The organism is Pseudomonas sp. BLCC-B112 (assembly GCF_028550695.1).
GTDB lineage: Bacteria > Pseudomonadota > Gammaproteobacteria > Pseudomonadales > Pseudomonadaceae > Aquipseudomonas > Aquipseudomonas danubii.
The window spans coordinates 259,150-273,282 of sequence record NZ_JAQQGK010000007.1 but is presented as its reverse complement, the minus strand read 5'-3'; the positions used below and the strand labels follow the sequence as shown (position 1 = coordinate 273,282).

The 14,133-nt window shown below is 64.6% G+C and carries 10 protein-coding genes; all 10 read right to left on the bottom strand.

The genetic code is table 11. The features are described from left to right. Positions 1-10: 10 nt before the first annotated feature. Positions 11-1,903: a TonB-dependent receptor plug domain-containing protein gene (locus tag PQT43_RS20445; RefSeq protein ID WP_272754512.1), complete on the bottom strand. Its 1,893-nt coding sequence runs from the start codon at positions 1,901-1,903 to the stop codon at positions 11-13. Between the two features lie 119 nt (positions 1,904-2,022). Beyond that, a complete protein-coding gene (gene dxs / locus PQT43_RS20440; RefSeq protein ID WP_110596265.1) occupies positions 2,023-3,924 on the bottom strand; it encodes a 1-deoxy-D-xylulose-5-phosphate synthase in 1,902 nt (633 codons plus the stop codon). Positions 3,925-4,036: 112 nt separating this feature from the next. Further along, positions 4,037-4,924: a (2E,6E)-farnesyl diphosphate synthase gene (gene ispA, locus PQT43_RS20435; protein ID WP_272754511.1), complete on the bottom strand. Its 888-nt coding sequence runs from the start codon at positions 4,922-4,924 to the stop codon at positions 4,037-4,039. Next, on the bottom strand, positions 4,921-5,163 hold the full coding sequence (locus PQT43_RS20430) for an exodeoxyribonuclease VII small subunit (RefSeq protein WP_011063724.1): 243 nt from the start codon (positions 5,161-5,163) through the stop codon (positions 4,921-4,923). The genes ispA and PQT43_RS20430 overlap by 4 nt, the downstream gene beginning before the upstream one ends. 111 nt (positions 5,164-5,274) lie before the next feature. Then, positions 5,275-6,438 (bottom strand): Fic family protein, encoded by a 1,164-nt coding sequence (locus tag PQT43_RS20425; protein WP_272754510.1) that lies wholly within the window; start codon positions 6,436-6,438, stop codon positions 5,275-5,277. 105 nt (positions 6,439-6,543) lie between these two features. Next, complete coding sequence (locus PQT43_RS20420) at positions 6,544-7,857, bottom strand: MFS transporter (protein WP_110652022.1); 1,314 nt, start codon at positions 7,855-7,857, stop codon at positions 6,544-6,546. Positions 7,858-7,877: 20 nt separating this feature from the next. Further along, entirely contained in the window at positions 7,878-8,816 is a 939-nt protein-coding gene (locus PQT43_RS20415) for a LysR substrate-binding domain-containing protein (RefSeq protein ID WP_102882368.1), read from the bottom strand. A 77-nt stretch (positions 8,817-8,893) separates the two neighbouring features. After that, positions 8,894-10,900 (bottom strand): CocE/NonD family hydrolase, encoded by a 2,007-nt coding sequence (locus PQT43_RS20410; RefSeq protein ID WP_272754509.1) that lies wholly within the window; start codon positions 10,898-10,900, stop codon positions 8,894-8,896. Between the two features lie 49 nt (positions 10,901-10,949). Continuing rightward, positions 10,950-12,251, bottom strand: coding sequence for an OprD family outer membrane porin (locus PQT43_RS20405; protein WP_272754508.1), 1,302 nt, complete (start codon positions 12,249-12,251; stop codon positions 10,950-10,952). Beyond that, complete coding sequence (locus PQT43_RS20400; protein ID WP_272754507.1) at positions 12,248-13,819, bottom strand: BCCT family transporter; 1,572 nt, start codon at positions 13,817-13,819, stop codon at positions 12,248-12,250. Before PQT43_RS20400 ends, PQT43_RS20405 begins: the two co-directional genes overlap by 4 nt. Positions 13,820-14,133 lie beyond the last annotated feature (314 nt).

Sequence of the window (14,133 nt, the reverse complement as noted above, 5' to 3'; positions counted from 1 at the left end):
TCGGCGGATCTTACAGTTCGGGCGTCCAGGTCACGCCGAGCATCCAGGTGCGGCCTTCTTCGCGGTAGCCGTAATCGTTGCCGTTGTATTCGTAAAGCTCGCGGGTATAGGACTTGTCGAAAACATTGTCGAGTTTCAGGTCCAGCTTTAGCTCCCGATTGAGTGCCCAGCTGCTACGCAGACCAAACAGGCCGTAGCCGCCCACAGGTACCTGCTTTTTCACGTTCAGGTCTTCATAACTCTTGCTTACCAGTTGCCAGCTGGCACCGAACGCCAATGGGTCGAATTGTCGGTCCAGGTCCAGGCTCAAGGTGCGCCGGGCACGGCGCGGCAGTTGATGGCCATCCTTGCGGTTGCGTGGATCGATGATTGCGGTGCCGATGCTGGTCTGCCAGCCGAGCAGCTCCTGTTTCAGGGCCGCCTCGAAACCATTGATCCTTGCTGCGCCAACGTTTTCCGGGCGCTGCGCAACACGGTCATAAATAATCGCCTCTTTGATATCGGTCCGGTAGATCGAAGCTTCCAGACGGCTGCTTTGCGTCAGCTGGCTACGCCATTGCAGTTCATAGCTCTTGGAGTGCTCCGGCTTGAGATCTTGATTGCTGAAACCGGGGTAATACAGATCGCTGAAATTGGGCGCCCGGAAGCCTTCGCTATAGGACAGCAGCAGGTCATTGTCCGGGTTCAGCGGCAGGGTGAAGGTGCCGCTCCAAGTGTTCTGGCTGCCATATTGCTGGTTCTGATCGCGGCGCAAACCCAGTTCGGTGGAGAAGCTTTCACCGTGAAAACGATGCTGGATGAAGGCTGCCCGGTTCCAGCGGCTGTCTTCGGCAAATGGTGCTGGGCTGGTATTGAGCCGGTCTTCGTACCAGTCTGCGCCGAGGATCAGGCTGTTGTCCTCGTCCAGGCGCATATCGTTCTGCCAGTTCAGCGAGTCCCGGTAGGTATTGAACACGCTACGTTCGTCGCTGAGCTTGTCGCGTTTGAGGTCGCGGTTTTCGCTATGTCCGAGCTCCAGCCGCGATTTCCAGTAGTCATTGAGGTTCGCGTCGAGATAGCCGCTGACGCTGCTGACACTGAAGTCGGTGTAAGGGGCCTGGGCGAAGACGTTGTAGCTTGAATCGTAGCGTCCGAAAGGGTTGTCGTAGCGAGCGCGGCCACGGTTATCCAGCAGGTTGAAGCCCACCTCTAAATCATCGTTCAGCGCGTGGCTGAGGGTGAAGCTCAACGACTGGTTGCGGTAGCCATCATGGTCGGTATCGCTGGGGAACGACTCATGGGTCCAGTCGATCCCCGCCGTTTCATCCAGGCTGGCGCCAAGGCTGAAGCGCGTCTGCTGATCGCTACCGGATAGTCCCAGGCTGCGTTCCCAAGTCTGGTTGCTGCCCACCCCCAGATGCATGCGTGCTTGCAGGCCTTGCTGGGCGCCACGCCGGGTGAAAATCTGGATCACCCCGCCAATGGCGTCGCTGCCGTAGATCACCGAGCGCGAGCCGCGCAGCACTTCCACTCGCTCGATCTGCTCGATGCTGATGAATTGCAGATTGCTGTCGCCGGAAGATGAGCTGCTGATGCGCTGGCCATCCACCAGCACCAGGCTCTGGGCCGAGTTGGTGCCGCGAATGAAGATGCCTGGCAGGCTGCCGCGGCCGCCGCTTCGGGCGACCTGCACACCAGGCACCCGTTGCAGCAGATCGGTCAGGCTGGTGGGTTGCAGGCGGTCGATGTCTTCCCGGGTGAACACGGTGTTGGCCGCGCTGCTGTCGTTGCGAGCTTCCACCTGACGGTTGGCGCTGATCAGCATCTCGGGCAGTTTCAGCGCCTGATCGCGCTCGGAGGTGTCGGCCAGCAGATCGGCGCAGGGCAGGAGACATAGCGGCAGGGCCAGGCGAGAGAGTTTCATGGCTATTCCGTTAGCGCGGCTCGGCCTTCGCCGCAGTGTGTGAAGCCGGATAAGGAAGGGAGCAAAAGCGACGCCCGCATGGCGGGCGTGCAGCAGCGGCTACAGGTAGCCGCTGTGGATCAAGCCAGGCCCAGCAGTTCCAGACGCTGGCGTACCGAAGCTTCGATGCCGGCTTCGTCGAGGCCGCATTCGGCAAGCATCTGCGCCGGTTTGGCGTGCTCGACGTAGGCATCCGGCAGCCCTAGGTGCAGGATCGGCTTGAGGATGTTCTCGCGGGCCAGGAATTCGCTGACCGCGCCTCCGGCGCCGCCCATGATGGCGTTTTCCTCGATGGTCACCAGCAGTTCGTGGCTACCGGCGATCTCGCGGACCAGGGCTTCATCCAGGGGTTTGACGAAACGCATGTCGACCACGGTGGCGTCGAGCTTTTCGGCCACTTGCAGGGCTTGGGCCAGTTGCACGCCGAATACCAGCAGGGCCACTTGCTTGCCTTGGCGGCGGATCACGCCCTTGCCGATCTCGATCGGTTCCAGGTCCTTGTCGATCGGCGCGTTGGGGCCAGTACCGCGCGGGTAGCGCACGGCGGCGGGGCCGTTGTACAGGTGCCCGGTGCTGAGCATCTTGCGCAACTCGTTCTCGTCGCTCGGGGTCATCACCAGCATGCCGGGGATGCAGCGCAGGTAGGACAGGTCGAAGCTGCCGGCGTGGGTCGGGCCGTCTTCGCCCACCAGGCCGGCACGGTCGATGGCGAACAGCACATCGAGGTTCTGTACCGCCACGTCGTGGATCAGTTGGTCATAGCCGCGCTGCAGGAAGGTGGAGTAGATCGCCACCACCGGCTTGGCGCCTTCGCAGGCCATGCCGGCTGCCAGGGTCACTGCGTGCTGCTCGGCAATCGCCACGTCGAAGTAGCGCAGCGGGAAACGCTCGCTAAAGGCCACCAGGTCCGAGCCTTCCTTCATCGCCGGGGTGATGCCCACCAGGCGCGGATCGGCGGCGGCCATGTCGCACAGCCACTCGCCAAAGACGCCGGAATACTTCGGACCGCCGGCCTTTTTCGGTGCGGCCGCCGGAGCATCCAGGGGTTCCAGTTTGGTGATGGCGTGGTAGCCGATCGGGTCGACTTCCGCCGGGGCGAAGCCCTTGCCCTTCTTGGTCACCACATGCAGGAACTGCGGGCCCTTGAGGTCACGCATGTTGCGCAGGGTGGCGATCAGGGTCGGCAGGTCGTGGCCATCGATGGGGCCGATGTAGTTCCAGCCCAGTTCTTCGAACAGGGTGCCGGGGACCAGCATGCCCTTGGCGTATTCTTCGGTGCGGCGAGCGATTTCCCAGGCACCGGGCAGGCGCGACAGCACTTTCTTGCTGCCTTCGCGCATGCTGGCGTAGGTGCGGCTGGAGAGGATCTTGGCCAGGTAGTTGGACAGCCCGCCGACATTGCGCGAGATCGACATGTCGTTGTCGTTGAGGATCACCAGCATGTTGGCGTCCACTTCCGGCGCGTGGTTCAGCGCCTCGAAGGCCATGCCCGCGGTCAGGGCGCCGTCGCCGATCACTGCGATGGCCTTGCGCTCGCTGTGCTGCAGGCGGGCGGCGATGGCCATGCCCAGGGCGGCGCTGATGGAGGTGCTGGAGTGGCCGACGCCAAAGGTGTCGTACTCGCTCTCGGAGCGCCGCGGGAAGGCCGCGAGGCCATCTTTCTGGCGCAGGCTGGCCATCTGTTCGCGACGACCGGTGAGGATCTTGTGCGGATACGCCTGGTGACCCACGTCCCACACCAGCCGGTCGTCCGGGGTGTCGAACACGTAATGCAACGCAATGGTCAGCTCGATGACCCCGAGGCCGGCACCGAAATGCCCGCCGGTCTGGCCGACCGTGTAGAGCAATTCCAGGCGCAACTCATCGGCCAGGGTTTCCAGCTCGGCTTCACCTAACCGACGCAGGCCGTCCGGCGTCTGGGCACGGTCGAGCAGCGGCGTGGTAGGGCGTTTGCGGGGAATCTCATGAAACGTCGTGGGCATCAGGCGAATCGTTATAGGTATAGAAAGAGGCGGCAGTTTACCTTATGCATCGCAAGCTGCCCACGCGGAGCGCCGAACTTGGCCGATATGCGGTCCGGCTATCGGGAGTTGATCAGCTGCGGCGCTCGACGATATACCGCGCCAGCTCGCGCAAGGGCTCGGCCGCTGCGTCAAACGGACGCAGCGCATGCAGCGCCTGGTCCCGCAATTCCAGGGCGTATTCCTTGGCTGCGGCCAGGCCCAGCAGCGCCGGGTAGGTCGGTTTGTCCCGAGCGATGTCGGCACCCTGGCGCTTGCCCAGGGTTGCGGTATCGCTTTCGACGTCGAGGATGTCGTCCTGCACCTGGAATGCCAGGCCGACTGCCTGAGCGTAGGTCTGCAGGGCCTTGAGCTCGTCTTTCTCGGCCCGGCCGCTGGCCAGGGCCCCGAGAATCACGCTGGCTTCAATCAGCGCGCCGGTCTTGTGCCGGTGCATGTACTCCAGGGCTTTCTGATCGAGCTTGAGCCCCACCGAGCCCAGGTCGATGGCCTGGCCGCCCACCATGCCCGCCGGGCCTGCGGCCTGGGCCAGGGTGGTGACCATGCGCAGGCGGATCTCGGCGCTTGCGTCGCTCAGGTCCGGGTCCAGCAGGGCGCTGAAGGCCAGGCTCTGCAGGCCGTCGCCGGCGAGGATCGCGCAGGCTTCGTCGAACGCCTTGTGGGTGGTGGGCTGGCCGCGACGCAAATCGTCATCGTCCATGGCCGGCAGGTCGTCGTGGACCAGGGAGTAAGCATGAATCAGTTCTACCGCGCAGGCCGCGCCGTTGGCTTGCTCGGGCCGGCCGCCCAGCGCCTCGCAGGCGGCGTAGGCCAGCAGCGGGCGCACGCGCTTGCCGCCATTCATCACGCTGTAGCGCATGGCTTCATAAAGGCGGGCAAGTTCGGGGCTTGGAGCGGTGAACAGGGTGTGCATTGCAGCGTCGACGCGGGCCTGGCTGGTGGCCTGATAAGCGGCAATCATTCTGGCTGTTCCGCGTCGAAAGGTTGTTCGGCCAGTTCGCCATCGCGCTCCAGCAGGATCTGCACCTTCTGCTCGGCCTGGGCCAGGGCGGCCTGGCAATCACGGGTCAGGCCGATGCCTTGTTCAAAGGCGGTCAACGAGTCTTCCAGCGACAGCTCGCCGTTCTCCAGACGCTCGACCAGGGTTTGCAGGTCGGCGAGGGATTGTTCGAAATCTAAGGCAGCTTTTTTGCGGGCCATGGCGGCTATCCCGGTTGACGTTAAACCGGCGCGACACTAGCAGACACCGGTATTTCGGGCAAATGAGAAGCGCTTGCTGGCCCGGGTTTCAGTGGCCTTGGCTTGCGCTTTTCACGGGGTTTTTCCTGGGGCTCCAAGACGCTCCGGCAGGTTCGCTGCATAGCGGGTGCTGCGGCCACCTCCGGGCAAGCGGATGATGCAGCCTTTGGCCAGCAGGTCGGCCAGGTGGCGGGTTGCGGTGGCCTTGGAGACCTTGGCCAGCGCCTGGTATTGGCTGGCGCTGATGCCATGGGCAAAGCTGTCCTGATCCCCGTTGAACAGGCGATTGAGCACTTTGATCTGTTGCGCAGACAGCGCCTGCTGGCGGTGCTGCTGCCAGAAGCGAGTCTTGTCCAGTACCCGGTCGATGCGTGACATCGCCTGCTGCAGGCTGCTGAGCAGGGTTTGCAGGAACCACTCCAGCCAGGCACTGATATCCATCCTGCCGCGCTGGCTGTTTTCCAGTATCCGGTAGTAGCCCGCGCGGTCCTTGAGGATGCTGGAGGACATGGCATAGAAGCGAATAGCCTGGTGTTCGGCCTGGGCCAGAGCCAGGTCAGTGATGGCTCGGGCCAAACGGCCGTTGCCGTCATCAAAGGGGTGCAGGGTAACGAACCAGAAATGCGCGACCCCGGCCCGCAGCAGCGGGTCGAGCCCGGGCAGATGACGGCTGGACTCGAACCATTCCAGGAAGCTCTGCAACTGTTGCTCAAGGCCGGCTCTGGGCGGCGCCTCGAAGTGTACGGTGGGACGATCGAGGCGACCTGACACCACTTGCATCGGTGCCTCCCCGCGCAGTTCGCCGACCCGGATCGGCAGGCTCATCAGGTGCTGCTCTTGCGTGGGAAACAGCCACTGATGCCAACGCATCAGTCGTGCAGGGCTCAGGGGTTGGGCAAAGTGCTGGGTGGCATCCAGGGTCAGCTCCGCCAGGCCTTCGCTGCGTGGGCTGGTGCGACTTTCCAGAGGGAGCTCCAGGCCCAGTCGCCGCGCCAGGGATGAACGCACCGAGCCGACATTCAGATGTTCACCTTCGATGGCAGATGAAGTGAGGATGTTCTGCAGCAACGCGTCCAGTTCACTTTGGACGCTCAGTTCCTGGTCCACCACGCCCGACATGCCCAACAAACGGCCTTGAGCCTGAGCGCATTCGCGCAATAGCGGCGCAAGACGCTCGGCCTGCCAGTCGAAGCTGTGCCAGGTAGGGTGTTGCCAGATCCAGCGTGGGTGGTCCATGGACGGGCTCTCTGGGGATGAGCCGAATACATGCTCTATTCAGCTCTTGCAGTGAGCCGAATAGAGCATGTATTCGGCTCAGCGTCCAATTAAACCCTGCCTGAATCAGGCGGATGCAGCGTCGGTCTTGAGCGTGCTGCGCCCTGGTTCACCGGGCGGCGGCGCCTGGATCAGCCACTCCCCGGGCACAGCCTCGATGCGTGGATCAAGGGTCGAGGCCTGAACGCTTGGCGGATGCTCGGGCATGGCCACGTGCTGCAACGGCGCGTCGTCGACCCGGAACTCCCCGCTGACCTTGCTCGGTTGTACCCGCCAGGCCAGCAGCAGGGCGAACAGCGAAAACACCATGTATAAGGCGTTGTGGCCATAGAGGTTCATCAGCGCGCCGCTGAGCAGCGGCCCCAGACAGGCGCCGACGCCGTGGGTGGCCAGGAGCATGGCGCTCAGGGCCACGCGTTGGGGTTGCTCAATGTGGTCGTTGGCCAGGGCGACCGCCAGGGGGTAGAGGCTGAACAGCAGCAGGCCGCTGAGGCAGGCGAACAGCAGCAAGAAGGTAAACGACAGGCCGAACAGCCCCCACAAAGGCACAGTCACCAGGCACAGCAGCAGCGCGCAGGCGCGGATCAGTCGTGCGCGGTCGAGGCGATCCGAAAGCCAGCCGAGGGGCCACTGGCCGCACAGCCCGGCCAGGATCGCCACGGCGACGAAAGTGCCGGCCTGGGCTGTGTCCAGGCCGCTCAAGGTGATGAACACCGGTGCCAGGGCATAGAACGAACCGACCAGCAGTCCGGTGATGAACACCGTGCTCAGGGCTTGCGGCACCCGGCGCCAGAAAAAGCCGATCTGCAGGGGGGCTGCCACCAGCTTGGCCGGGTGCAGGCGTCGGGTCAGGGCGACGGGTATCAGGCAGGCGGCGAAACACAGGGCGACGATCAGCAGAGGCTTGAAGTCCAGCTCGGGACGCCAGATCAGCACGCTCTGACCCAGCATCAGGCCCAGGGAGACCGCCACCATGTAGCCGGCGAACACCGCGCCGCGCTGCTGGTTGCCCGCCTGCTCGTTGAGCCAGCTTTCGATCACCATGTACTGGTTCATCATCACCAGGCCGGTGATGAAGCGCAGCACTAGCCACAACCACAGATCTTCGAACAGCAGGTGCAGGAGCACGATCATGGTCGCGGCACCCGCGCAGGCGACGTAGGAGCGGATATGGCCCACGGCGGCAATCATCCGATGGCCGAACTTGGCGCCGCAGACCATGCCGGCGTAATAGGCGGCGGTCAGGCCACCGATCCACAGTTCGCCGACCCCGTCGCTGGTCAGGCGCAGGCCGATAAAGCTGAAGAACAGCCCGTTGCCGGCAAGCATCAGGAGGGTGGCGCAGTAGAGCGCGGGGAATGTCAGCAGGTTCAGGTTCATGAGTCGTCAGGTCGGGGCGGTCAAGGACCGGTGTCGTGGGCAAGGTGGGTGTGTTCCAGCAGCCATTGGCGAAAGCGGCGTACGGCGGATGGTGGATTGCGGTGGTGCGGTTGCATCAGGTTCAGGCGCCCGCGGCTGGGCATGCGCTGCGGCAGTGCGCGTTGCAGGCGTCCGGCGGCGAGTTCGTCCTGCAGCAGGCTTTCCCAGCCCAGGGCTACCCCCTGGCCCATCACTGCCGACTGCATCAGCAACTGGTAGCTGTTGGTGCGCAGGGCATGTTGCGGGGAGTGATAGGTCGCGCCCACGGCACTGAACCAGTCAGACCAGGTCAGCCAGTCGTGATAGTGGTCTTCGACAATCAGCAGCCGGTGTTCCTGCAGCAGGTGTTGCGGATCGCGAATCGGCCCCTTGCGGCTCAGGTAGTCCGGGCTGCAGACGCAGATCACCTGCTCCCCGGCAAAGACCGGGGTCAGCTCCAGGCCCAGGGGCGCCGGCAACTCGTCCAGGTGATAGAACAGTCCCAGGTCGTACTCGCTGACATCCAGGTGCTGGGGGCTTTCACTGCAGAGGATGCGGATGTCCAGCTCCGGATACAGGCTCTGGAACGCTGGCAGCAGGCGCGCCAGCCAGATCGAGCTGATGGTCGGGGTGCTGGCCAGGGTCAGCTGGCGCTCGGCGCCGCGCCGGCGCAGTTCCGCCGACTCGCGGTCCAGCTCGCGCAGCAGGCGCTGGATGGTGCGAAAGTAGCGCTCGCCCGCCGGGGTCAGGCTGATGCCCAGGTTGTGGCGGTGGAACAGCGGCCGGGCGAGGTTTGCCTCCAGACGCTTGATCTGGCGGCTCACCGCGCTCTGGGTCAGGTTCAGCTCCTGGGCGGCCCGGGTAAAGCTCAAATGACGGGCCACGGCCTCGAAAGGCTGCAGGCAGTTGAGAGGGGGCAGATCGACGTTTCGATGCGACATGCGGGTACCAGTCTACAGGGGCGGGCGCTGTGTCCTGCGTCCCGCCGAGTCTCGGAGATTGGGCATCCTGCCACGCTTTACAGCGTGGATCGGGCGATCCGTTTGTGCCACTGGCGTTGATGAATCTGCCGGCCATCGAGTCGCGCAACCTGGGTGGCGCGCAGGTAGAACCATTGCGCGTCGGCGTGCAGGCCCAGGGTACTGTCCACTTCCACCGACCAGGTGCCGCGACCGGCCCGGTAATGCCATTGGATATCGGCTCGGGTCGACAGCGGGTCCCAGGGCAGGGTGCGGTACTGCTCGGTGCAGCGCTGGTCGACCCACAGGCCGTGATCGAGCAAGCGCATGGCGCCCAGGTCGTCGTCGATACGCACGCAGACTTCGCCGCTGGCCACGTCTTCGCTGAGGCTGCGCTTGGGGGCGGCGGCGCGGATGATTTCCAGGTTGGCCGGCGGGGCGCTTTGCGGGGCTTCGAACGGACACGCCACGGGTTCGCCGATGAACACCGGCAACTGCACGCTCTGCACCTCGGGCAGCAGGGTCAGGGTGGTCAGCTCCCGGGCCGGCCACAGCAACGGGAAGCTGGCGGTGCTCAACGCTAGGCGCAGGCGATAACCGGCCGGCAGGCGATAACCGACATGGTCGAGGTTGAAGCGAACCTGGAGGGGCGCGCCGGGCTCGGGTGGGCTGGCCACGGCGAAGTCGTCGCGCAGCGACAGGTTCAGGGTGCCGTAGGTGATCTGCGCCACCTGACCGTCCGGGGCCACGGCATTGAGCCGGGCGACGATCTGCCCGCAAGGCCGGTCCGAGGTCAGGCGCAGGTCCAGGCGCACATCACCCAGCAAGGCCAGGGGCTCGCTCAAGGGCTGGCTGTCGAAGCACAGTGAATGGGCATCGTCCCGGCGCTGGTCGGTGGGGCCGTCCGGTCCGAACCAGATGGCGCAGTACTCGCCCTGATGCAGGCCGGTGGTCAGGGGCGAGCAGATGCTGCGACTTGCGCTCAGCGCTTGCGCTCCCGCGCTGAGCCCGCTGTCGCTAAGGCTGAAGGTCTGCCACTGGATCTGTGGATCGGGCCAGCCGGCGGTCTGCACCCAGACACCCGGGCGTTCGGCGTAGCTGGCTTTGGGCGGCACGGCGTCCTGCAGGTAGAAGGTGCAGGCGGGCTCGTCCATCACCCCGTTGTCGATGCCCTTGAGCCAGTGGTCCCACCAGCGCTTGGCCTCCTGGAGAAAACCAATGGCCGGGTTGGGCACGGCAAAGTGCGGGTACTTGTGAATCCAGGGGCCGAGCAGGGCTTTCTTCGGGCCATTCAGGTGCTGCATCAGGCGCGGCACGCTGTTCTTGTAGGCATCGCCCCAACCGCCGATGCAGTACACCGCGGCCTTGATCGCCGCGTAGTCCTCGCACACCGAGCCCTGGCGCCAGTAGTCGTCACGGGTCTGATGCTGCAGCCAGGTTTCGGCCAGCATCGGCATGGCGTCCAGGCGTTGCTGCCATTGCGCCTGCCAGTCCTGTACCAGCAGCGGGTCCGGTACGGCGGCGCTGAAGTTGAGCATGGTGGCGGCCCAGCCCTGGTTTTCCATCAACAGGTTGCCACCCTTGTAATGAATGTCGTCGGCGTAGCGGTCGTCAGTGGAGCACAGGGTAATGATGGCTTTCAGTGCTGCGGGTTGATGGGCCGCCACTTGCAGGCCGTTGAAGCCGCCCCAGGAGATGCCCATCATTCCCAGGTTGCCGTCGCACCAGGGTTGGGCGCAGAGCCAGTCGAGCACTTCCAGGGCGTCCTGTTGTTCCTGAGGCAGGTACTCGTCGGCCATCAGGCCCTGGGACTCGCCGTTACCGCGCATGTCCACGCGCACGCAGGCGTAACCCTGGCCCGCCATCCAGGGGTGGGTCAGGGCATCGCGCACTGCCGTGCCGTCGCGCTTGCGATAGGGCAGGTATTCGAGAATTGCCGGGTAACGCCGGGTGCCGGCATCGGCCGGCAGCCAGATACGCGCGGCCAGTTGGGTGCCGTCACGCAGAGGGATCAGGCAGTGCTCGATCTCGCGGATCGGATGGGGAAAGTCGCGGATGATGTCCATGGGCTACTCCAGTCGAAAAAGGGGCCGGCACCGGGCCGAGCGCGGTGGATCACAGCAGGCTGAAGGGGTACTCGGTGACCAGGCGGATGTGGTCGACATCGCCGTTCGAGGTTCCGTGAATGCGGTAGGTGCCCTGGCGCAGGCTCAGGGACAGGTCCTTGGCGACGCCGCTCTGCACCCGGTAGCTCAGGTCGATGTCCCGCTCCCATTGGCGCTCCTTGTCGGCGTAGTAGCGGTAGGGGCTGTCTTTGGGGATCCGCCGGCCGTCGACATGGCTGCCACGGATGTAGCGGGTGCCGAAGGACAGGCCGGGCAGGCCCAGGTGCTCCAGGTCGAGTCGGTAGCCCAGGCTCCAGGAGCGTTCGCCGGGGCCGTTGAAATCGGCGATCAGCGAGGCGTTGGCCAGGTAGATCGAGCCGTGGAAGCCGCCGCCGCTCAGGGCCAGATAGTCGAAGGGCTGCTGGCCATGGATGCGTTGGTGGGCCAGGGTCACGGTGTGCGGACCATCCTTCAGGGCCAGCGCCGCCGACCAGGCCGTTACGGCGATATCCCCGGCCAGGGCCTTGCCATCGTCCAGGGAACGATAGAGCCGCAGGTCCAGGTTCAGGCTGCGCCGATCCTCGGCGTCCAGGGGCTGGTCGAGGTTGAGGTTGACGTAGTGCTGGCGCCACAGGTCCTGGTAGCGCGAGCTGTAGAGCCCCAGCCCCACCTGCGGATGCAACTGGTAGGTGCCGCCCAGATAGCTGGCGTCGCCGCCCTCGACCCTGGCGTAACCGGCGTGGAAGCCGCCCCGATGACCGGTCTGGTTGAAGTCCCGGGAGGCGGTGAAGTGTCCGCCCTCCAGCAACAGGCCTTCCACCTCGCGGCTGCTGAAGGCCAGGCCGGTGGCGGTGGCCGGCATCAGCCGGTTGTCGGCCAGGGCCAGCACCGGGGTCTGGGGTCGCAGGTCGCCGTATTTGAACTCGGTATTGGACAGGCGCATTTTCAGCGCGGCCCCGGCAGTGGCCGATTCCCGGCGGCTGCTGCCGTCGCTGTCGCTGACCAGCATCATGGTGCGCGCCCGGCCACCGCCGCTGTCGAGTCGGGTGGCGAAATAGGCATGGGCATCCAGGCCCCAGCCCAGGGTGCCCTGGGTGTAGCCGGAGGCGTAGTCCAGCTGCAGGCCCTGGCCCCACTCGCGGGCATCCAGGTCCAACTGACGATGGTCGTTGTTGCGGTAGTTGTTGCGCACCAGGCCGTTGATTCGGCTGTCTTCGACAAAGCCCCGGGATTGCGCCTGACTGGCGTGGGCCAGCGCGGGGCAGAGCAGCGTCAGGCCCAGGCCGCCAAGGATCAGGAGACGGACGTTCATGGGGTAGGCCCTCGTGGCGAGTGGCTTTCCCCGAGCTCGTCCGCTGGCAACGGCGGTGTCAGCAAGGACGGGTTTTTCATCCAGATGATCAGTGCGCTGCTGGAGAGCAGGACAATCAGCATGCCCGGCAGGCCGCCCAGGTTGGAGAGCATCTTGACCCCGTCGATGCCGACGTAGGCCACCATCACCCAGGACACGCAGCCGATGATCGCGCCCCAGATCACCTTGAGCAGCGGGTTGCCGTCCAGATCGGAGTCGGCGGTGACCCCGCGACTGCACAGATTGCCGATGACATCGGTGCTGGAGTCGGCAGCAGTAACGAAGGAGATGAAGGCAATGAACAGCAGGAAGGCAATGATCAGGCCGCTCGCCGGCAGCTGTTGGAACACCTGGTACAGCACATGCTCCACCCCTTGCTCGTTGAGCACGCGGTTGAGTACCCCATCACCCTGGGCGTCGAAGTACAGGCTGCTGCCGGAGAAGATGCAGATCCACAGGGCGGTGAACAGCGCCGGGTAGAGCATGGAGATGTGGATGAATTCGCGCACGGTATAGCCACGGCCGATCTTGCCCAGGAACATGGCGCTCACCGGGGCCCAGGCGAACCACACCGACCAGTAGAACACCGTCCAGCTCTGGGGCCAGTTGTCGCCACTGGCCGCGCCGGTGAACAGGCTGCGGCCGAAGAAGGTCTGCAGGTAGGTGCCGAAGGACTCGATGCCGAGGCTGAAGATGTACAGGGTCGGTCCGCAGATCAGGACGAACAGCCCCAGGGCCAGCATGATCCAGGTGTTGAAGGTGGAGAACTTGACGATGCCCTTCTGCAAGCCGCTGGCGGCGGAGAACACGAAGGTGGCGACGATCACCGCGATGATCAGTCCCAGGCGCAGCGGCGTGGTGTCACCGCCGATGTACTGGCTCAGGCCACCGGACAGGGTCAGGGCGCCGGTGCCCAGGGAAGAGGCCATGCCCGCCACCAGGGCGAACATCGCCAGGGTGTCGATCAGTCCGGCATGGCGCTTGACCCATGCCTGGCCGAGCAGAGGTTGCAGCATGGCGCCGATGGAGAAGTGGCCGCGCAGGTTGTAGAAAACCAGGGCGAACACCAGTGAGGGCACCAGATAGATGGCGTAGGGCGTCAGGGTCCAGTGCAGGAACATGCTGGACATGGCGAAGTGCTTGGCCTCGCTGCTGCCGGCTTCGATGTTCAGGCTCGAGGGCGGGCCATACAGGTGATAGAGCGGCTCGGCGGTGGTCCAGAACAGCACGCCGACCGCCAGGGTGGTGCACAGGGCCACCATGAACCAGCGCGGCTTGCTCAGCAGGGGCTTGGCGTCTTCGCCACCGATGCGCACCCGCCCCAGGGGCGAAAAGTAGACGATGGCGGTCAGTACCAGGAGAAAGAAGCTGCCGGCACTGAACAGCCAGGAAAAGTTGTCGAGGATGATCCGGTTGAGCTGCCTGCTCACCGCCAGGAAACCCTGCAGATCAAGGTAGCTGGCGATCACCGCCGCCAGCAGAATCAGAAAGGTGGGCCAGAAGACCCAGGCTCTTAACGGATACTTCATCAGTGAGGCACTCCCGTTGCTTATCTTTTTTATGGCCAGGCGAGGCCGCAATCACAGGGCGCCGCGGTGCAACGCTGCGGCGTTCTTAGATAAGCGTTGAGTGGTGCGCTGTAGCAATCGACTAATGGGTATGGGGTCATTCCCTGAGGGAATGCGCGATGGCCCCTGGCTGCCATGGGCGATGGCCGGGCCGATTGATGCAACAGGCATTCCAGAGCGCTTGCCGCAGGGTCGATCGGCAGCCGTCGGTGGTTGGCGGCCGGACGCTTGCGAGTGCTGGAGAGAGGGGGCCTCTGGGGCAGATTCGTACTTGA

Coding starts and splice junctions, on each gene's coding strand:
- PQT43_RS20445 (WP_272754512.1), bottom strand. CDS start 1,903: ATGAAACTCTCTCGCCTGGCCCTGCCGCTATGTCTCCTGCCCTGCGCC.
- PQT43_RS20410 (WP_272754509.1), bottom strand. CDS start 10,900: ATGGACATCATCCGCGACTTTCCCCATCCGATCCGCGAGATCGAGCAC.
- PQT43_RS20420 (WP_110652022.1), bottom strand. CDS start 7,857: ATGAACCTGAACCTGCTGACATTCCCCGCGCTCTACTGCGCCACCCTC.
- PQT43_RS20415 (WP_102882368.1), bottom strand. CDS start 8,816: ATGTCGCATCGAAACGTCGATCTGCCCCCTCTCAACTGCCTGCAGCCT.
- dxs (WP_110596265.1), bottom strand. CDS start 3,924: ATGCCCACGACGTTTCATGAGATTCCCCGCAAACGCCCTACCACGCCG.
- ispA (WP_272754511.1), bottom strand. CDS start 4,924: ATGATTGCCGCTTATCAGGCCACCAGCCAGGCCCGCGTCGACGCTGCA.
- PQT43_RS20425 (WP_272754510.1), bottom strand. CDS start 6,438: ATGGACCACCCACGCTGGATCTGGCAACACCCTACCTGGCACAGCTTC.
- PQT43_RS20405 (WP_272754508.1), bottom strand. CDS start 12,251: ATGAACGTCCGTCTCCTGATCCTTGGCGGCCTGGGCCTGACGCTGCTC.
- PQT43_RS20400 (WP_272754507.1), bottom strand. CDS start 13,819: ATGAAGTATCCGTTAAGAGCCTGGGTCTTCTGGCCCACCTTTCTGATT.
- PQT43_RS20430 (WP_011063724.1), bottom strand. CDS start 5,163: ATGGCCCGCAAAAAAGCTGCCTTAGATTTCGAACAATCCCTCGCCGAC.